Origin of the sequence: Streptococcus sp. 29892 (assembly GCF_032594935.1) — a bacterium.
Classification (GTDB): Bacteria; Bacillota; Bacilli; order Lactobacillales; family Streptococcaceae; genus Streptococcus; species Streptococcus hyiners.
This window is the reverse complement of sequence record NZ_CP118734.1, coordinates 1121883-1140991: the sequence shown is the minus strand read 5'-3', so window position 1 is coordinate 1140991 and position 19109 is coordinate 1121883. Positions and strand designations below refer to the sequence as shown.

Genomic DNA, 19109 nt, shown 5'->3' with positions numbered 1-19109 from the left:
AGATGAGTATGGAAAGCCTTATCTAGTTTGATTAACAAATATAGGATCCTTAGTTGATATATTTATGAGGCTGGGCAATACATCCATGATGGCTCCGCCCTCACCCACAGAATAATGAAAACGAACATAAAGCCCTCACTAGGTGTATAATCTTAGTGAGGGCTTTGTGGTTGACGACTTAATGATTCTAATAATCGAGGGCAAAACTGATCCACTCTACTGACGAGCACCCCAAAATATGCGATAGGCATGAGTATAAAAATACGACAAAAATTCGGTAGATAAGCTCTCTAATTTTTAGAAGGAGGGAATTATCATGGATGTTCTCTATCAATCTTGTGCAGGTATTGATGTCCATCAAGCCAATATCGTTGTCTGTATCCTACACGGACCACTCACCTCAACTCGTCCAAAGCGTGAGATGGCTACGTTTGATACAACGACTAAAGGCCTACGTGCTTGCCACGATTTTCTCAGTCAATTTCATGTGGAAGCTGTTGGTATGGAAAGTACAGGTGTTTATTGGCGACCTGTCTGGCATGCTCTATGTGATGACTTCAAGTTGATACTCGCTCAACCAGCCCACATGAAGGTTATTCCAGGTCAGAAAACCGACAAGAAGGATGCTCACTGGATTGCCAAATTAACACGAATTGGTCTGCTTCCTCGGAGTTTCGTTCCCGATGAAACCATTCAAGAATTGAGGGAGTTGACCAGACAACGAAAACATTATGTGGAAAGTCGCAATCGAGAAACAAACCGTATCCATAAAATTCTTCAATCAGGTGGTATCAAGCTAACAACCTATATCGAAGATATAATGGGACTATCTGGTCGCAATCTCCTTCAGCTACTGGTTGATGGGACGCCTATCACACCTCGCATTGTCCATCAATCAGTTTACACCAGCTTGAAGAAGAAAGTGCCGCAGCTTCTGGAAGCCTTGGATGGCTATTTTTCTGACCATCATCGCTTCATGTTAAAGCAATCCTTAGAGATTTATGATTTTTATCAGAAGCAGATTGAGTTGTTGGAAGAGCGAATTAATGTTTATCTATCACAATATGAAAACCATGTAGAAATATTGGATTCCATCCCAGGCATTGATGTCATTACAGCTTCTGTTATCATTTCTGAGGTTGGTGTTGACATGAGTCAGTTTCCCACTGCTGGACATTTAGCTTCTTGGGCTGGACTTTGTCCAGGTAATAATGAGAGTGCTGGTAAAAAACGAAGTACTAAGATTCGACACGGAAATTCTTATTTGAAGAAATGTTTATGCCAAGCCGCTTTTGCTGTCAAAAAACAAAAAGGAAGTCCTTTAGCAGACCGATTTTATCAGATTCAAAGTCGGCGTGGTTCACAAAAAGCAACAATTGCACTCGCACATCAATTATTAAAAATAGCTTATATCCTCTTACAAGAGCAGATAACGTATCCTGAATTTTTAGCACAGAAAAAGACTACTAGGGACGAGCTAGTAGCCTAACATAAAAAATTTTTTCACTTTGATTATATCATAGGGAGGGAGTTTTTGCATTCTTTTGAGTTTTCGTATAAAGTCCAACGCCATTTCTCAGAGTTCGTATCAACAACTGGAAATAAGGACTTGTTGACGAACTCTTTTTATCAGATGAGTTCTTTCTCACTCCCTTTTCTTTGTGTTATACTAGATTCATGTTAGATTTGAAAGAATATGGAATTGATATGTGGCCGAAAGAAAAGGTTCAAGCTTTTCGTAAGGCACTTTTGGACTGGTATGATGCCAATAAAAGAGATTTACCGTGGAGAAGAACCAGGGATCCGTATGCAATTTGGGTGTCCGAAATCATGCTCCAACAGACACGGGTGGATACTGTTATTCCTTACTACGAACGTTTTCTTCATCACTTGCCGACTATTGCTGATTTGGCTAAAGCTCCAGAGGAGGTCATTCTCAAACTATGGGAAGGACTGGGTTATTATTCCCGTGTTCGCAATATGCAACAGGCAGCTCAACAAATGGTGGACGACTTTGCAGGGCAATTTCCGACCACGCATGCGGAAATTTCCAGTTTGAAAGGCATAGGCCCCTATACTGCAGGAGCCATTTCAAGTATAGCCTTTAATTTGCCAGAGCCAGCAGTAGATGGCAACGTTATGCGTGTTCTCAGTCGTCTATTTGAAGTGGATTATGACATAGGCTTACCGACTAATCGCAAGATTTTTCAAGCCATGATGGAGATTTTGATTGACCCAGATAGACCCGGAGATTTCAACCAAGCCCTGATGGATTTGGGTTCTGATATAGAATCACCAGTCAACCCACGCCCCCAGGACAGTCCAGTCAAAGACTTTAGCGCAGCTTATTTAAATGGCACCATGGACAAATACCCTATCAAAGCACCAAAGAAAAAGCCAGTTCCAGTTGCCTATCAAGGCTTTATTATCCGCAATAAAGATAATCAATTTTTATTGGAAAAAAATAATGAAGCGGGACTCTTATCAGGTTTTTGGTCCTTTCCGCTTTTGGAAAAAGGGGCAGTCGTTGACAAACAAGTTTCGCTCTTTGAAGTTGCAGAAGAAGTTGTTCAGCTAGATATACGACAGAGCTTTACAGAATATTATGATATGGCTGTTGATTGGCAGAAGCAAGAATTTGATACCGTTCAGCACATTTTCAGTCACCGCAAATGGCAGATAGAATTGGTCGAAGGAGTTGCAGAAACAACCAAACTTCTAGGAACCAAAGAATTAAAATGGGTTTCCGTAGAAGACTTTCCTATCTATCCCTTTGCCAAACCCCAGCAGAAGATGTGGGAAGCATATGTTAAAAAAATGGAGCAATAAAAAATAACATTCGAGCACATAATTGTTTGATAGCGTTTTCTAAAAGTGGTATACTATTCTTAGAAGAAATCAGATAATGAAGATGAGATGTTGAACGCCATCTATTTTGGTTGAAAGGAGTATTCAAGCGTTCATTTAATCAAGCTAACTACTAGCCATTTTCTCCAAAGGACGATGGCTAATAGGGGAAAAGTCCGTTATCCCTACTTTGGTGCCTGAAGGCATCTGTTGGCAAAATGCTTAGCATTCACTCACACTTAGCCTTGCTACCCAGTTCAATCAAAAGTAGGCTAATCCTTATTCGTGTCGTAAATACTGTATGGTCAAGGTAGATCCTTGGCTAGCAACCAAGAAAATCAGAAAACCTCTAGTGATTTTCATCATAATAAGCAATCTCCACACTTAGACAACAAAATAAGAGGACAATCAAAGACATAAGGGTAGCAGAATAATTACTTAATCATTAACTAATTGTCGTGTAACTTTGGTAATGGACTTTTCCAATTTAAAAGACAAAAGGGAGGCTGAAAGGCCTCCTTTTCGCTATTGTTATGTTTGGCTTTCCTATATGTTAGGATTGACTATAGACATCAATTACTCTACCGATAGGACGGATGTCATCTTCCTGGTTTAAATCAATATCCTCATAGTCAGGGTTGAGGGATTGTAAGTAAGAACCCTTGTATTTTTTAACAAAATTTTCCCCATTAACTGAGAAAATCCCAATTGAGTTCAGAGGAATGTCTGGCGTCAGACGAATAAAGAGGTAGTCCCCATCCTGAATACTAGGTGCCATGGAATCTCCGACAACCTGAGCAATTGTATCATATTGATAATTTTCAGGGATATCTTCGATATAAAAGGACACCATGTTGTCAAAGTCTGTATCCTGCCAGTAGCCAGTACCAGCTGAAACCTTGCCAGGAACAGCCAATTCCGTTCGTTCACGGTAGTCATCTAGATGAAGTACAGTTGCTGATTTAGAATTAGAGGTTTGCATTGCTGCTACTTGTTCTTGCCCGAAAGCAATCCACCTGTCATGAAATTCACCCTTCAGTGTTTGATCTAAGGACTGCGCTTGCTGAGAAATAGATTGTTTAAATTGTCCAAATTGGGCAGGGGTAAGCGTCAGGGCTATAGCTTGGTCGTCATCAAGTTTCTGAACCAAATCAGAAACAGCTATGTTCATGCCTTTTGCAACCTTCTCCAGTGTTTCCATGGTAGGAAGAAGAGCTTTTTTTGTTTTAGGATGCTGATTTTTTTCTAACATAGAAATATATCCCTTTGTTAAACCAGAAAGTTCTGCAAACCTATCCATAGATAGTTTGTTTTTAGTTCGAAATTCTTTTAAGATATCACCCAAAATCATGCTTGTACCTCGCTTTGTTTAACATATTATACCATAAGACTATTTTTTTGACAAATATTGTTTAACATGTTTGACAAAAATAAAAAATGGTGTTATGATGGTATCAAATCCTAGTTGGAGCGTGTAAAAATGAAAAATAATCTTGAGATTACTTGGGCAGATATTTACAGAGAATGGGAAGTCTATGCAGAACATTTCCATTTGCATCCCTTGATGAGCAAGGAAAGCAAGTTTCAAGTAGTTAGTCCTGAAATGAGCAGAGGTAGTCTGCTAACTTTTCAGCTATTAAATCATTATCTAGAGGATGAAGAAAAGTATGCAGCAGTATGGCTAGCCTCATTTTGTCGTGATTTAATGCAGGATTATGCTTATTTGTTAAATAGCCGAGCCTATATGTTGGTTAGTCAAGTTTATTTTCAGTCGGTCAAACAGTTTGATGTCTGTGTTCAAGCCTGGGCAAAACCGCTCACGAGATTGCAACCAAAGTTATTTATCTCTCACCGAATGTTTGAAAATGCAGACCTAACCAATCTTGCTTGTCTTGTAGAATTAGCAATGATACAAGCTAGTTTAGTTCAAGCCCAGATGCTGGAAAGAATGTAGAAAGGTAGATATGAACATGTTTATTTGGAATAAGAAAACGACAAACCTCTTGTCAGTTGTAGAATATTGGTCGGACCAATTGCTGGACTTAGGTATTTTAAAGAATACTGAAACATTAAATCCTTTTTGCTGGCGCTGCCACAGCACTTGTGGAGTAAAAAATGTTCCGATTGTTTCAGGGAAATGGTTTCATGTAGAAAGCATGTCCAACCAGTTATTGTTGTGTCAGGCCTGTGAAGTAGAAAAGCCAAAGTCTAAGAAAGCTGATTTGGTTTGGAAATGGTTAAAAGATGAAAGTAGTGAATATTACTGGACTATTGAGGCTATGAAAGAATACGAGAAACAGTTTCATACAAGTGTTCTACAAGAACTTTGGAATATAGGAATTAGGGATGGGGAAGAGGTAGAAATTCTAGTTCAAAAAGTGATGACAGATAGACACAAAATAGCTCCATCCTTCAATCGTGCCAGTCTTGTCCAAGCTTTCCGAGTAGAAATTGAAAAAATGCGTAAGGAAGCCTTTGCAAACTGGACAGGGATATTTCAAATTGCCAGCTGAGTAAATCAGAATGAAATTTGATGTGATTGCAAGCAAGATTAGGAGTTTTAGATATCATTTTATTTTGTTAAAAACGTCACATAATAGTTGAATATATCTGATGTTTATAGTATAATAACATAAAGAAAACAATGTCATTAACTACTATAAATCTTACAGGAGGTTGTCTATGGCAACATTTTACGTCCCAGCGGTCAACTTGATTGGTCGCGGTTGTGTCAATGAAATCGGTGGTTACGTTAAGGATTTGGGTTATAAGAAGGCTCTGCTTGTAACGGATGAATTTATCCGCACTAGCGATATTCTTCCTAAGGTAACCAAGCCTCTGGATGAAGCAGGAGTAAACTATGTAGTATTCAGTCAGGTTGATCCAAACCCAACCTGTAAAAATGTTTATGATGGACTAGCTACTCTTCAAGAAAATGACTGTGATTTCATCATCTCAGTTGGTGGCGGATCCCCTCAAGATGCGGCAAGCTGTATTTCTATTATGGCAACCAATGGTGGTAAGCCACAAGACTATGAAGGTTTGCATAAGTCTGAAAAACTTGGCTTGCCTGTTGTGGCTATCAACACAACAGCGGGCACCTCTGCTGAAATTACCATTAACTATGTTATTACCGATGAAGAACGTAAGGTAAAAATGGTTATGGTAGACAAAAATAGCTTGGCTGTCATGTCAGTCAATGACCCTGAACTCATGCTCTCTAAACCAGCGGCTCTGACAGCAGCGACAGGTATGGATGCTCTAACTCATGCTATTGAAGCTTTGGTAACACCGGGTGCTTATGGCGTGACTAAGAAACTCTCTATGGGTGCGATTGAGCTTATTAAAGAGTACTTACCTCGTGCAGTTGAGAATGGACAGGATATCGAAGCTCGAGAAGCTATGGTTCATGCTATTTTCCTTGGAGGTATGAGTTTCAATAATGCTGGCTTAGGCTATGTTCATTCAATGGCTCACCAGTTGGGTGCTGTTTATGACCTGCCGCATGGTGTTTGCTGCGCTATGATTTTGCCAATCATCGAACGTGAGAATGCCAAACGTGTGCCTGCAGCCTTCCGTGATGTTGCTAAAGCACTGGGACTTGATATTGCAGGTAAATCTGATGAGGAATGTGCAGACTACGCTATTGCACAAATTGAAGAATTGTCGGCTAAAGTTGGTATTCCTAAGAAATTGACAGAGTTGGACATCAAGGAAGAAGAGTTTGACTTTGAATACCTATCTAAGAATGCCTTGATTGATGCCTGCGCACCGGGTAACCCATTCATGCCAACATTGGAAGAAACCATCGCTTTTTATAAAGAATTGTTTTAACCAATAGATTTTAGAATTTAAATACCTACAATTAAGTATGTAAACGAAGATTGTAGGTATTTTTATTTTTGTTCCCCTAATAAGCAACTATTCATATTCATTTATCAATGAATATGACAAACTGTCTTAATTTTGCTATAATAGGACAAAACAAGCCGTTTGACGGCTTTTTTCAATGAAGTAATACAAAGGAGGTTTTACATGGCAATTATTCAATGGTTTCCGGGCCACATGTCCAAGGCTCGTCGACAGGTACAGGAGAACATCAAGCACGTTGATTTCGTGACTATTTTAGTCGATGCCCGTCTGCCCCTATCCAGCCAAAACCCCATGTTGACCAAAATTGTTGGTGATAAGCCCAAGCTTATGATTTTAAATAAGGTTGATTTGGCAGACCCTGTTCGTACAAAAGAATGGCAGAGCTACTTTGAAGGTCAAGGAATTCGCACCCTTGCAATCAACTCAAAGGAACAAGCGACGGTGAAAAAGGTGACCGACGCAGCCAAGAGTCTGATGAAAGACAAGATTGAACGCCTCCGAGAGAGAGGTATTCAAAAAGAAACCTTGCGGACCATGATTATCGGTATTCCAAATGCAGGCAAATCCACCCTCATGAACCGTCTGGCTGGGAAGAAGATTGCCGTTGTCGGTAACAAACCAGGTGTAACCAAAGGCCAACAGTGGCTCAAGTCCAACAAAGACCTCGAAATCCTTGATACACCAGGGATTCTCTGGCCTAAGTTTGAAGACCAAGAAGTCGGTCTCAAGTTGGCTCTGACTGGGGCTATCAAGGACCAACTCTTGCCAATGGATGAAGTGACCATTTTTGGTCTGGACTATTTCAAGGCAAACTATCCAGAACGCCTAGAAGAGCGGTTTAAGGGTATGGATTTGGAGCAGGAAACGCCTGAACTCATCATGGACTGGACAAGAAAACTAGGTTTCCGTGATGATTATGACCGTTTTTACAATCTCTTTGTCAAGGAGGTTCGGGACGGTCGCTTGGGCACTTATACATTAGACAGGGTGAGTGACTTAGATGGCAACGATTAAGGAAGTGACTGCTCTGCTGGCTCAGGTAGACAGTCTGGACAGTCCAGTCTGGGACCAACTATCTCAGGATGAGCGAGCAGGGGTCCAGACCGCCATCAAGAAACGCCAAAAGGAGCTGGAAAAAGAAGCGGCAGAAGATGCCCGCTTAGAAGCTATGCTATGTTACGAAAAAGCCCTTTATGAAAATGGGATGGAGTTTATCGCTGGAATCGACGAAGTCGGTCGGGGGCCTCTAGCAGGTCCTGTGGTGGCAGCGGCGGTCATCTTGCCCAAGGGTTGTAAAATCCGCTACCTCAACGACTCCAAAAAAATCCCTAAGTCCAAGCACGAGGCCATTTACCAAGAGGTCATGGAGCGAGCGGTGGCAGTCGGTGTGGGAATAAAAGATGCTGCTGTTATCGACCAGGTCAACATCTACGAGGCGACCAAGTTAGCCATGTTGGAGGCTTTGGGGAAATTAAGCCAGAAACCTGACCACCTGCTCATCGATGCCATGAAGCTGGATACGCCTATTTCGCAAACTTCCATCATCAAGGGAGATGCCAATAGCCTGTCTATCGCAGCAGCCTCAATCGTTGCCAAGGTGACGCGGGACAAGATGATGGCGGACTATGACAAGGAGTTTTCTGGCTATGGTTTTGCTAAAAACGCAGGTTATGGAACAGCAGAGCATTTGGAAGGCTTGAACAAGCAAGGAATTACGCCTATTCACCGTAAGACCTTTGAGCCTATTAAGTCCATGCTAGCAGGAGGGAAATCGTCGTGACAGTCTTTTTCTGGCTTTTATTAGCTTCCGTAGGATTGTTTGCTCTTCTTTATTTCCGGGAGCGACGGTCGATTTTTATCTCTCTTTTTGTCTTGAACATCCTCGTCTGGGCTTTGGCTTGGATTGTTTCAACAGGTATTTTAGAAACGAATGAAATCTTGCGGTTGTTGGCAATCGCTCTGGCAATGGTATTGGCTCTAGCCTTCTTGAGTGGTCCATTTGTCTTGCTGATTACCCTCTATCTGAACGGTTTTCGGATTTTGAAGCGAGAAGGTGTCCGTTTTCATAACTTTTTATCGTTAGGATTAGCTATCAGCTTAACTTTCTATTTCTTTATCGCGCCGTCTGTAGCAAGCACCCTTTCTGCTATCAGTTTTTTCAATATAGTGTTTGTCTATGTTGGATTTTTAGTGTCCTATGCCATTATCATCAGTATGCTTTATACGACATCTAGCTTTGTCAACTTGGTCAATCTTTTCCCTGGGAAGCTTGATTATGTGGTGGTTCTTGGAGCTGGTTTGATTGGTGACAAGGTGACGCCACTTTTGGCTTCTCGGATTGATAAAGGCATAGCGGTTTACCAGAAACATCCTGGCAGCAAGCTGATCATGTCAGGCGGACAAGGTCCTGATGAAATCATAGCAGAAGGACAGGCAATGGCAAATTATGCTATGGAACAGGGTATCCCTGCGGGAGATATCATTATTGAAAACCAATCGACCAATACAGAAGAAAATTTGAAATTCTCCTATGCCTTGATGAAACCAGGCAGCCGATTTGCCCTTGTAACCAATTACTATCACGTTTTCAGAGCTCTGCTATTGGCCCGACAATTGAAAATCAAGTGTATCGGCTATGGCGCCAAAACCAAATTTTACTTTAGCCTTAATGCCTTCATTCGTGAATTTGTAGGTTATGTGGTCATGAGCCGAAAGGCGCATTTGGTATTTTTGGGAATCGTGTCAGTCCTTTACTTGCTTGGTATGATAGTTAGTTTAATGTAGTAAAAACAGCCTCTAGAACAATCTAGACGCTGTTTTCTTATAGCATAAAATAGACAATGGCCATATATTGTAGTGCGGAAGCCAGTAGAATAAAGAGATGCCAAATCATGTGGAAGTAGGGCTTTTTCTTGGCGTAGAAGAGGGCTCCAATAGTATAAGATAATCCACCAGCCAGCATAAGAATGCCGAAAACAAGTCCAGTCTTTTGAAGAATGGCTGGCAAGATAAAGACAACCAACCAGCCCATAAAGAGATAGAGAAAGAGGCTGAATTTCTCATTGATTTTTTTGGCAAATATTTTGTATAGAATACCAAAAATAGTTAATCCCCATTGTAGACCAACAATTAGATACCCCAACCAACCACCGACCAAGGAAAGGGCAACAGGTGTGTAGCTCCCAGCGATGGCAATGTAAATCATGCTATGGTCGATAATCCTCAGGATGTACTTGTGAGTAGAAGCATAGGGCATGGAGTGGTAGATGGAAGAGGATAGGAACATGAGGAAGAGGCTAATAACAAAGATGGACATGCCGACTACCGCTGTCACATTATAATCTTGAAAAGAATGAATAGCAGTAATAGGGAGTAAAATCAGCATAAGCAAGGCCCCAACTGCATGTGTGACACTATTTGCGACTTCTTCACCAAATGAAAGTTTTAGACTTAATTTCAAACTAGGATTCATGAAATTTCCTTTCTAATTCAACAGTGAGTTGACGGGTTTTGTAGTAGAGTTTGACGGATTGACAAGCGTAGCGAATGATGTCAGGTGTTTCTTCATTTTCCTCGTTTCGCATACAGTCAACAAAATGATTGTATAGTGTTTCAGAACTGTTTGTCTGGAGAAGAAGATGTAAGGTCTGACTGATTTCTTGAATGGAAAAGACATTTTTTAAGATAGTGAGGGCAATCAAGCGCGCCACTTGCTGCTTCTGGTATTTTTTCTTAACAGGTTTTTCGAGCTGCTTGTGTTTGACATAGTTATTGATCATGGCAGCCGTTAATACTCTTCGAATATCAACATTATCCGTTGTCAACTTGCCTTGATGAACCCCAGTTCTATCATCGGCTTCGTTTTCTAGGCTACTGTTGATTTTCATTGAGTATAAACTTTTCTGTTCAAGGCTTTCCTGAGAATTGACTACTTGATTAACATAGAGCAGAACTTGGTCTAAATAGAGGTCCAAATCAGGTAATTCATGCCAGTAGGGGAGGGAATGTTTCATAGATTATCAACCTTCTTATATCTAGTAATAATAACTAGATTGTAAGATATTGCATATTAAAAGTCAAGAAAAAACCTTCTGGACCCAAAATCACAGAAGGTTAGTTGCTTATGGATGGATTATATTTTCAGGCAATGCCATCTTATAGAGTGAATAGGCACCATCTAGGTTTTTAACGTCAAAACCCTTTTCTTTCAAGATGCGTTCGGCAATATAAGAACGAAGTCCACTATGGCAGCTGACAATGTATTCTTTTGAAGCATCCAGTTCTCCAATTCGCTCACGGAGTTGGTCTAAAGGAATATGAATGAATTCCTTGAACTGGCCCTTTGCTACCTCGCCAGGATTACGAACATCAAGCAAGATTTTTCCGTTTGCTAGCTCCTCATCTAACTGGTGCCACTGGATGTTTTGGCTAATCCCTTCTGCGATGTTCATAGCAGCGTAGCCAATCATATTGACAGGGTCTTTGGCTGAGCCAAATGGCGTAGCGTAAGTCAATTCAAGCTCAGGCAAATCAAAAATCGTTAGTCCAGCCTTGATAGCAGTGGCAAGGACATCTATCCGCTTATCTACTCCCTTTTGACCGACTGCCTGGGCACCGAAAATTTTGCCGTCAGTTGGAGAGAAAATGAGTTTCAGCACAATATCAGTCGCACCAGGATAATAACCAGCATGGTCTTTTCCAGTAGTATGAATAACGGCATGCTCATATCCGAGTGATTGAACAGTACGTTCACTTAAACCAGTTGACGCGGCAGCTAGGTCAAAGACTTTAACGATAGCTGTTCCAATAGAACCTTTATTTTTTCTAGCAAGTCCAGCAATGACATCCGCTACCTGTCGTCCCTGACGATTGGCAGGAGAAGCCAGAGAAATCAAGGTGTCTTGACCAGTAATTTCTTGCTTGACGACAATAGCATCCCCAACGGCGTAAATATTTTTTTGACTGGTTTGGTAGTTCTGATCAACAAGGATACCTCCTCGTAGTCCTAACTCAATCCCAGTATTTTTAGCCAGTTGACTATCTGGGGCAACTCCAACTGAGAGAATGGTCACATCAGATGCCAAGTGTTGGCCATTTGACAATTCTAGAACCTGTCCTTTTTCATGAAAAGCAGTGACAGACTGCCCAGTGATAACCTCGACACCCTTACTTGTTAACTCTGCTTCCACATATCGAGCCATCTCTAGGTCAAATGTTGGCAAAACATGGGGAGCCTGTTCGACAAGTGTCACCTTCAAGCCTTTTAAAGCTAAGTTTTCAGCCATCTCTAGACCGATAAATCCAGCACCAATTACCACAGCATGACCAGACTTGATCTGGTCTAGTTTAATCATAATCTTGTCCAAATCAGGTACATTCCGAAGAGTAAAGAGATTGTTTGCTTCTTCAATACCAGATAGATTTGGAATGATAGGTTTGGCGCCGGGTGATAAAATCAATTTGTCATAGTTTTCTGTGATTTGTCCACTTGGAGTATTCACTGTGACAGTCTGCTTGTCAGCATCGATACTAATGACTTCATGAAAGGGGCGGACATCTAGATTGAAGCGTTGTTTCAAACTTTCTGGCGTTTGAAGCAATAAGCTATCATGCTCTGCTATTTCTCCAGAAATATGATAAGGTAAACCGCAGTTGGCAAAGGAAACATAAGGTCCTTTCTCAAAAACGATGATTTCAGCATCTTCCATCAGACGACGGAGACGAGTAGCTGCTGACATACCACCAGCGACACCACCTACAATAATTATTTTCATGCTATTCCTCCTGTCCAGGCATTCATACCGCCTTTAACGTTGATTGCTTGATAGCCTTGGGATTTTAGATATTCTGTCGCCCGTTGGCTACGCATGCCAGATTGACAAATGATAAGATAGTTCTTGGTTTTGTCGCCTTTAAATTGGTCAAGCTGACTTAAGGGCTGGTTGATAGCTTGTGGAATATGACCACTAGCAAATTCGTCAATTTCGCGGACATCAAGCAAAACAGCATTCGATGATTGTATTGCTTGTTCTACATCAGTTATCGGAAGACTGTCAGAGTTTGAAAAAATTCCAGATAATAGTTGTTTAAACATTGTTACTCCTTTTTATACCCTTAGGGGTATCTAAAATATATCAAGGAATTCAAAAGATGTCAAGGTAAAAAATTGACATTTTTCACTTCAAGCAGTACCATATAGGGTATGAATACTGATAAGAAAAAGATGATTAACCGTTTGAAACGGGCCGAAGGTCAGCTCAGAGGCATCCAGAAAATGATTGAAGAAGATCAAGAGTGTATCGATATTGTAACTCAGTTGAGTGCTGTTCGTTCCAGTATCAATAGTATGATGGGAATGGTCATTGCTCAGAAGGTCCAAGACTGTATTGCTCATCCGTCTGAAAACCCTGAAGAACAAGAAGCTCGTCTTGCTCAAGCCATCAATCTAATCATTAAAAAATAGGAGTAGGGGTATGTCGACAGAAAGAGAAAAAATGATTACAGGTCAGTTTTATCAGGCTGGTGATCCAGAATTGGTTCAGATGCGGATTTTAGCTCGTCAAAATATGAAACGATTTAACGATGAACTTGATGGTAAGGTTCGTTCGGATCAATTGAAGAACTGGTTTGGAACTACAGGCCAACGTATCTACATGGAGCCAAATTTCTACTGTGACTACGGAAGTAATATTCATGTCGGAGAGGATTTTTACGCAAATTTTAACTGTACCATGTTGGATGTTTGTCCCATTACCATTGGCAAAAATGCCATGCTTGGTCCAAATGTACAGTTGCTAACTCCACTTCATCCACTAGATCCTGATGAACGAAATTCTGGTTTGGAATATGGAGCTCCAATTACCATTGGTGATAATTTTTGGGCTGGTGGTGGTGTGACAATCTTACCTGGCGTGACCTTGGGCAACAACGTGGTTGTTGGTGCTGGTTCTGTTGTGACTAAGTCTTTTGGTGATAATGTCGTTTTAGCGGGCAATCCTGCGCGTGTTATCAAAGAAATACCTAAAAAATAATTCTTCTTCGGGAGAATTTTTTCTTTGCCTTGCGAATAGAGTAAGTGAGGTGAAGAAAATGAATAATTTTGAATTGTTTAAATGGAAAAAAGCAGGTCTGACAAATCTTAATATTAATAAGGTTTTGGCCTATCAAGATTTACATGGTAAAAAATTGACTTTGCGAAATATCGCTGTCGTTTCTGAATGTAAAAATCCAGTGTTATTCATGGAAAACTATAAGAATTTGGATATCAAATCTTGTCGGGAAGAATTTAACAAGTTTCCATCCTTTTCGATTTTGGATGATGTCTATCCACTAGCATTGAAGCAAATTTATAATCCACCTGTACTTTTGTTTTATCAAGGGGATTTAGAATTGCTGGAAAAATCCAAGCTGGCAGTCGTTGGTACACGAAATGCAAGTAAAAATGGTATTCAGTCTGTTCAGAAAATTATCAAGGAATTGAGCAATCGTTTTGTCATTGTTAGTGGTCTGGCAAGGGGAATTGATACAGCTGCCCATATTGCTAGCCTGAAAAATGGTGGACAAACCATTGCCGTCATTGGAACGGGTTTGGATAAGATTTATCCCAAAGAAAACAGAGAATTACAGACCTATATCGGAAAACACCATTTAGTTTTGACTGAATACGAACCAGGTGCAGACCCTCTCAAATATCATTTTCCAGAACGCAATCGCATTATAGCTGGTTTGGTGGAAGGATTGGTAGTCTGCGAAGCTAAGATGCGGTCTGGTAGCCTCATTACCTGCGAACGTGCCTTGGAAGGAGGAAGAGAAGTCTATGCCATTCCTGGTTCCATTTTGGATGGAAAATCAGATGGTTGCCATCATTTGATTCAAGAAGGGGCAAAGTGCATTACATCAGGCATTGACATCCTTTCAGACTATCAATTTTAAATTAAGTTCTCCTATAGGAAAATAAAAATCTTGACACTGACTGAAAAATAGTTTATTCTTTGTGAGGTTAAAAATAATTGTAAGGTATGAGAATGGCTACAAAATCAGTTAGTAAGAAAAAAACGACAACCAAGAAAAATCTTGTCATTGTAGAATCGCCTGCAAAGGCAAAGACCATCGAGAAGTATCTTGGTAAAAATTATAAGGTTGTTGCCTCAGTCGGACACATTCGTGATTTGAAAAAATCAAGTATGTCTATTGACTTTGATAATAACTATGCGCCAGAGTATATCAATATCCGTGGTAAAGGTCCGCTTATCAATTCTTTGAAGAAAGAGGCGAAAAATGCCAAACAAGTCTTTTTGGCAAGTGACCCGGACCGTGAAGGAGAAGCAATTTCTTGGCATCTGGCTCATATTTTGGGACTAGACGAAAAGGATAAAAACCGGGTTGTTTTCAATGAAATCACCAAAGATGCTGTTAAAAATGCCTTCAAGGAACCACGTGCTATTAATCACGATTTGGTTGATGCCCAACAGGCTCGTCGTGTTTTAGACCGTATCGTTGGCTATTCGATTTCACCCATTCTTTGGAAGAAAGTCAAAAAAGGACTGTCAGCAGGGCGAGTACAATCCGTTGCCCTCAAGCTCATTATTGACCGTGAAAATGAAATTAATAATTTCAAGCCAGAGGAATATTGGACAATTGATGCCAGCTTTAAAAAGGGTACTAAGAAATTCCAAGCCAGCTTTTATGGCTTAGATGGAAAAAAAGTCAAGGTTGAAAACAATGAACAGGTCAAGGAAATTCTGGCTCGTTTAAATAGCGATGATTTCTTGGTTGACCAGGTGGAGCGTAAAGAACGCAAGCGCAATGCACCACTTCCTTACACAACCTCAACCATGCAGATGGATGCGGCCAATAAAATCAACTTCCGTACCCGTAAAACTATGATGGTTGCCCAGCAGCTCTATGAAGGGGTGAGTTTGGGGACTGGTGGGACGCAAGGTTTGATTACTTATATGCGTACGGATTCTACCCGTATCAGTCCAGTTGCTCAGGCTCAGGCAGCGGAGTTTATCACAGAACGTTTTGGAGAAAAGTATTCCAAACATTCTAGCAAGGTCAAGAATGCGACCGGTGCCCAAGATGCCCACGAGGCTATTCGTCCGTCAAATGTTCATTTGACACCAGAGTCCATTGCCAAGTATTTGGATAAGGACCAACTTCGTCTCTATACCTTGATTTGGAATCGTTTTGTAGCCAGTCAGATGACTGCGGCAATCTTTGATACCATGAGTGTCCGCCTAGGTCAGAATGGGGTGATTTTCGCAGCCAATGGTAGCCAAGTCAAGTTTGATGGTTACATGGCGGTTTACAACGACTCTGATAAGAATAAGATGTTACCAGACATGGAGCAAGGGGATATCGTTATCCGTAGTTCAACCAATCCTGAACAACATTTCACTCAACCACCTGCTCGCTATTCGGAAGCAACCTTGATTAAGACCTTGGAAGAGAATGGTGTTGGTCGTCCATCAACCTATGCACCCACTATTGAAACTATTCAGAAACGCTATTATGTCAAGCTTGCTGCCAAACGATTTGAGCCGACAGAGTTGGGCGAGATTGTCAACAAACTCATTGTCGAATTTTTCCCTGATATCGTCAATGTCACCTTTACGGCTGAAATGGAGCAAAAACTAGATGATGTTGAAATCGGTAAGGAGCAGTGGCAGAAGGTCATCGATGGATTTTACCAACCATTTAAGGTAGAACTGTCTAAAGCAGAAGACCAGATGGAAAAAATCCAAATCAAAGATGAACCAGCTGGTTTTGATTGTGAAGTTTGTGGACATGAAATGGTTATTAAACTTGGTCGTTTTGGAAAATTCTACGCATGTAGCAATTTCCCTGATTGCCGCAATACCAAGCAAATTACCAAGGAAATCGGCGTGACTTGTCCAGTTTGTCAACAAGGCCAGGTCATTGAGCGCAAGAGCAAACGCAATCGGCTTTTCTATGGTTGTGACCGTTATCCAGAGTGTGAATTTACCTCATGGGACAAACCTGTTGGTCGTGCCTGTCCAAAATGTGACCACTATCTCGTTGAGAAAAAAGTTCGTGGTGGTGGTAAACAAGTTGTCTGTCCAAATGGTGACTATGAGGAAGATAAAATTAAATAAGATAAGACTGCTATTCTCAAGGGAATGGCAGTTGTTTTTAGCCTAGCAGGAAAAATCTGGAAAAAAAGTTAAAAAAATAATAAAAAAGTCTTGCATTCTATAAAATACTGTGTTATGATGATTAAGGTTTGAAAAAACTGACCTAAGACAGTAGGGGAGCTGGACTCATAAACATCCTACCGAGGCACAAAACGATTATTGAGATAAACGTATTTGTACTTTCGTGTCTAGGTTTAGGTGCGATTTTTTTGTGCCTAGCCCAAAATAAAAACGGAGGTAAAAAAATGAGTGAAGCTATTATCGCTAAAAAAGCGGAATTAGTAAATGCCGTTGCTGAGCAAATGAAAGCTGCAACATCTATCGTTGTTGTAGACGCTCGTGGTTTGACAGTAGAACAAGATACAGTTCTTCGTCGTAACTTGCGTGGTGCAGAAGTTGAGTACAAAGTTATCAAAAACTCAATCTTGCGTCGTGCTGCTGAGCAAGCTGGTCTTGAAGGTCTTGCAGAATTGTTTGTAGGTCCATCAGCAGTTGCATTCTCAAACGATGCAGTTGCCCCAGCTAAAACAATTTACGATTTCGCGAAAACAGCAAATGCTCTTGAAATCAAAGGTGGAGCTGTAGAAGGCAAAGTTTCTTCAAAAGAAGAAATCGAAGCACTTGCTACATTGCCAAACCGCGAAGGCATGCTTTCTATGTTGCTTTCTGTACTTCAAGCGCCAGTTCGCAACGTTGCATACGCTGTCAAAGCTGTTGCAGAAAAAGAAGACGCTGCTTAATGCGTCAGAGCGTAGCTGCTTAGTGCTACAAACTATTTAAAAACCTAAATTGGAGGAATATCACAATGGCATTGAACATTGAAAACATTATTGCTGAAATTAAAGAAGCTACTATCCTTGAGCTTAACGACCTTGTTAAAGCTATCGAAGAAGAATTTGGTGTAACTGCAGCTGCTCCTGTAGCTGTTGCTGCAGCTGGTGCTGCTGCTGAAGAAGCTAAAGACTCATTTGACGTTGAATTGACATCTGCTGGCGACAAAAAAGTTGGCGTTATCAAAGTTGTACGTGAAATCACAGGTCTTGGTCTTAAAGAAGCTAAAGAACTTGTTGACGGTGCACCAGCACTTGTTAAAGAAGGTGTTCCAACAGCTCAAGCTGAAGAAATCAAAGCTAAATTGGAAGAAGCTGGAGCTTCAGTTACTCTTAAATAATAGAGCGACTACTCAAGTAGCCTAAACATTCGGAAAAACTGCTATTCTTCGGAGTAGTGGTTTTTTCTTTGGTGCCGACTGACGAAAGTAGTCCAGTTCTATCTTCTAGCTCGGCTACTGGAACGCAACCAAGCAATAGCTCTCAAGTCCCTCAACCTGCTAGACAACTTGCGCCAGTAGTATATATTGCTAGAAATGGGAATGCGGATGTTTATTGGTACTAGAAGGAAAACATGCCAGCAAACACTCATTTCTCTAAGGTGGTTGAGATGTCAGAGGAGCAAGCACTTAGTCTAGGAAAGCGCCATACTAGTAAAGAGTGATACTATGTTCTCATCAATTTTAAGTTGAATTGAATTTTTTTAAATCCTGTCAAGTTTTTTTCTTGACAGCTGGTCAAAGTGTGTTATAATAGAACATGTGCTAAATAGCTCTGCTATTTCACCGAAATAAAAAATAAAGAAAAGAGAACATTTTAAAATGGCAGTAAAAATCCGTTTGACTCGTATGGGTTCTAAAAAGAAACCTTTCTACCGTATTAACGTTGCAGACTCACGCGCACCACGCGATGGTCGTTTCATCGAAACAGTTGGTACTTACAACCCACTTTTGGCTGAAAACTCAGTAACTCTTAAAGAAGAGCGTGTACTTGAGTGGTTGGCAAAAGGTGCACAACCATCTGATACAGTTCGTGCACTTCTTTCAAACGCTGGCGTATTGAAGAAATTCCACGAGCAAAAATTCTCTAAATAAGAACAGTAAGCGAGAACACTTATGGACATGATTGAAAATCTCATTATTGCGATTGTGAAACCTTTGATTTCACAGCCTGATAGCTTGACAATTAAAATTGTTGATACACCTGAATTTTTAGAATATCATTTGGATTTGGATAAATCTGATATTGGCCGTATCATTGGGAAAAAAGGACGCACAATTTCTGCAATCAGAACGATTGTCTACTCTGTTCCAACAAGTGATAAAAAAGTTCGTTTAGTGATTGACGAGAAAGAATAGAAAGTCACCATTTGGTGGCTTTTAACTTAGACAAAGGGGCTGTG

General features: G+C 40.7%; 21 protein-coding genes and 1 other annotated feature. Of the genes, 16 read left to right on the top strand and 5 right to left on the bottom strand.

Features of this window, described 5'->3' with window-relative positions:
- The first annotated feature begins 316 nt into the window (after nucleotides 1-316).
- Nucleotides 317-1489, top strand: a complete 1173-nt coding sequence (locus PW220_RS05715) for an IS110 family RNA-guided transposase (protein ID WP_398582923.1) — start codon at nucleotides 317-319, stop codon at nucleotides 1487-1489.
- Nucleotides 1490-1677: 188 nt separating this feature from the next.
- On the top strand, nucleotides 1678-2829 hold the full coding sequence (mutY, locus tag PW220_RS05710) for an A/G-specific adenine glycosylase (protein ID WP_161941376.1): 1152 nt from the start codon (nucleotides 1678-1680) through the stop codon (nucleotides 2827-2829).
- A 571-nt stretch (nucleotides 2830-3400) separates the two neighbouring features.
- Here the strand turns inward: mutY and PW220_RS05705 are convergent.
- Nucleotides 3401-4198, bottom strand: a complete 798-nt coding sequence (locus PW220_RS05705; protein WP_248054077.1) for a helix-turn-helix domain-containing protein — start codon at nucleotides 4196-4198, stop codon at nucleotides 3401-3403.
- A 129-nt stretch (nucleotides 4199-4327) separates the two neighbouring features.
- Between PW220_RS05705 and PW220_RS05700 the strand changes: the two genes are divergently transcribed.
- The 6 genes from PW220_RS05700 (at nucleotide 4328) to PW220_RS05675 (ending at nucleotide 9504) form a co-directional block, all read left to right on the top strand.
- Nucleotides 4328-4801, top strand: a complete 474-nt coding sequence (locus PW220_RS05700; protein ID WP_248054078.1) for a hypothetical protein — start codon at nucleotides 4328-4330, stop codon at nucleotides 4799-4801.
- A gap of 49 nt (nucleotides 4802-4850) precedes the next feature.
- Nucleotides 4851-5360, top strand: a complete 510-nt coding sequence (locus tag PW220_RS05695) for a hypothetical protein (protein WP_316716099.1) — start codon at nucleotides 4851-4853, stop codon at nucleotides 5358-5360.
- Nucleotides 5361-5529: 169 nt separating this feature from the next.
- Nucleotides 5530-6681 carry an iron-containing alcohol dehydrogenase gene (locus PW220_RS05690; protein ID WP_105117912.1) on the top strand — a complete coding sequence of 384 codons (1152 nt, stop codon included), beginning with the start codon at nucleotides 5530-5532 and terminating at the stop codon, nucleotides 6679-6681.
- A gap of 201 nt (nucleotides 6682-6882) precedes the next feature.
- Nucleotides 6883-7734 (top strand): ribosome biogenesis GTPase YlqF, encoded by an 852-nt coding sequence (gene ylqF / locus PW220_RS05685; RefSeq protein ID WP_248054080.1) that lies wholly within the window; start codon nucleotides 6883-6885, stop codon nucleotides 7732-7734.
- Entirely contained in the window at nucleotides 7721-8500 is a 780-nt protein-coding gene (locus tag PW220_RS05680; RefSeq protein ID WP_248044858.1) for a ribonuclease HII, read from the top strand. The genes ylqF and PW220_RS05680 overlap by 14 nt, the downstream gene beginning before the upstream one ends.
- Nucleotides 8497-9504: a YdcF family protein gene (locus PW220_RS05675; RefSeq protein ID WP_248054081.1), complete on the top strand. Its 1008-nt coding sequence runs from the start codon at nucleotides 8497-8499 to the stop codon at nucleotides 9502-9504. The genes PW220_RS05680 and PW220_RS05675 overlap by 4 nt, the downstream gene beginning before the upstream one ends.
- A gap of 37 nt (nucleotides 9505-9541) precedes the next feature.
- Here PW220_RS05675 and trhA read toward each other — a convergent pair whose 3' ends face one another.
- The 4 genes from trhA to PW220_RS05655 form a co-directional block, all read right to left on the bottom strand.
- The gene (trhA, locus tag PW220_RS05670) at nucleotides 9542-10192 is read right to left on the bottom strand and encodes a PAQR family membrane homeostasis protein TrhA (protein WP_248054082.1); all 651 of its coding nucleotides are present in this window, start codon (nucleotides 10190-10192) and stop codon (nucleotides 9542-9544) included.
- A complete protein-coding gene (locus tag PW220_RS05665; protein ID WP_248050352.1) occupies nucleotides 10182-10733 on the bottom strand; it encodes a DUF1836 domain-containing protein in 552 nt (183 codons plus the stop codon). The genes trhA and PW220_RS05665 overlap by 11 nt, the downstream gene beginning before the upstream one ends.
- A 108-nt stretch (nucleotides 10734-10841) precedes the next feature.
- Nucleotides 10842-12494 (bottom strand): FAD-dependent oxidoreductase, encoded by a 1653-nt coding sequence (locus tag PW220_RS05660; RefSeq protein WP_248054083.1) that lies wholly within the window; start codon nucleotides 12492-12494, stop codon nucleotides 10842-10844.
- Entirely contained in the window at nucleotides 12491-12814 is a 324-nt protein-coding gene (locus tag PW220_RS05655; RefSeq protein WP_024400619.1) for a rhodanese-like domain-containing protein, read from the bottom strand. Before PW220_RS05655 ends, PW220_RS05660 begins: the two co-directional genes overlap by 4 nt.
- A 108-nt stretch (nucleotides 12815-12922) precedes the next feature.
- Here PW220_RS05655 and PW220_RS05650 point away from each other — a divergent pair, with 108 nt between their 5' ends.
- The 8 genes from PW220_RS05650 to PW220_RS05615 all read left to right on the top strand — a co-directional run bounded on the left by PW220_RS05650 (nucleotide 12923) and on the right by PW220_RS05615 (nucleotide 19065).
- The gene (locus tag PW220_RS05650) at nucleotides 12923-13183 is read left to right on the top strand and encodes a metal-sensitive transcriptional regulator (RefSeq protein ID WP_023370330.1); all 261 of its coding nucleotides are present in this window, start codon (nucleotides 12923-12925) and stop codon (nucleotides 13181-13183) included.
- A 10-nt stretch (nucleotides 13184-13193) separates the two neighbouring features.
- Nucleotides 13194-13751 carry a sugar O-acetyltransferase gene (locus PW220_RS05645; RefSeq protein ID WP_248054084.1) on the top strand — a complete coding sequence of 186 codons (558 nt, stop codon included), beginning with the start codon at nucleotides 13194-13196 and terminating at the stop codon, nucleotides 13749-13751.
- 58 nt (nucleotides 13752-13809) lie between these two features.
- On the top strand, nucleotides 13810-14652 hold the full coding sequence (gene dprA, locus PW220_RS05640; protein ID WP_248054085.1) for a DNA-processing protein DprA: 843 nt from the start codon (nucleotides 13810-13812) through the stop codon (nucleotides 14650-14652).
- 92 nt (nucleotides 14653-14744) lie between these two features.
- Nucleotides 14745-16838, top strand: a complete 2094-nt coding sequence (gene topA, locus PW220_RS05635; protein WP_248054086.1) for a type I DNA topoisomerase — start codon at nucleotides 14745-14747, stop codon at nucleotides 16836-16838.
- Nucleotides 16839-16961: 123 nt separating this feature from the next.
- Nucleotides 16962-17096 (top strand) — a sequence feature (ribosomal protein L10 leader region).
- Nucleotides 17097-17122: 26 nt separating this feature from the next.
- A complete protein-coding gene (gene rplJ / locus PW220_RS05630; protein WP_105117901.1) occupies nucleotides 17123-17617 on the top strand; it encodes a 50S ribosomal protein L10 in 495 nt (164 codons plus the stop codon).
- Between the two features lie 65 nt (nucleotides 17618-17682).
- Nucleotides 17683-18048: a 50S ribosomal protein L7/L12 gene (gene rplL, locus PW220_RS05625; RefSeq protein WP_105117900.1), complete on the top strand. Its 366-nt coding sequence runs from the start codon at nucleotides 17683-17685 to the stop codon at nucleotides 18046-18048.
- A 480-nt stretch (nucleotides 18049-18528) separates the two neighbouring features.
- The gene (gene rpsP, locus PW220_RS05620) at nucleotides 18529-18801 is read left to right on the top strand and encodes a 30S ribosomal protein S16 (RefSeq protein WP_024392238.1); all 273 of its coding nucleotides are present in this window, start codon (nucleotides 18529-18531) and stop codon (nucleotides 18799-18801) included.
- A gap of 21 nt (nucleotides 18802-18822) precedes the next feature.
- On the top strand, nucleotides 18823-19065 hold the full coding sequence (locus PW220_RS05615) for a KH domain-containing protein (RefSeq protein ID WP_002940680.1): 243 nt from the start codon (nucleotides 18823-18825) through the stop codon (nucleotides 19063-19065).
- Nucleotides 19066-19109: the final 44 nt, after the last annotated feature.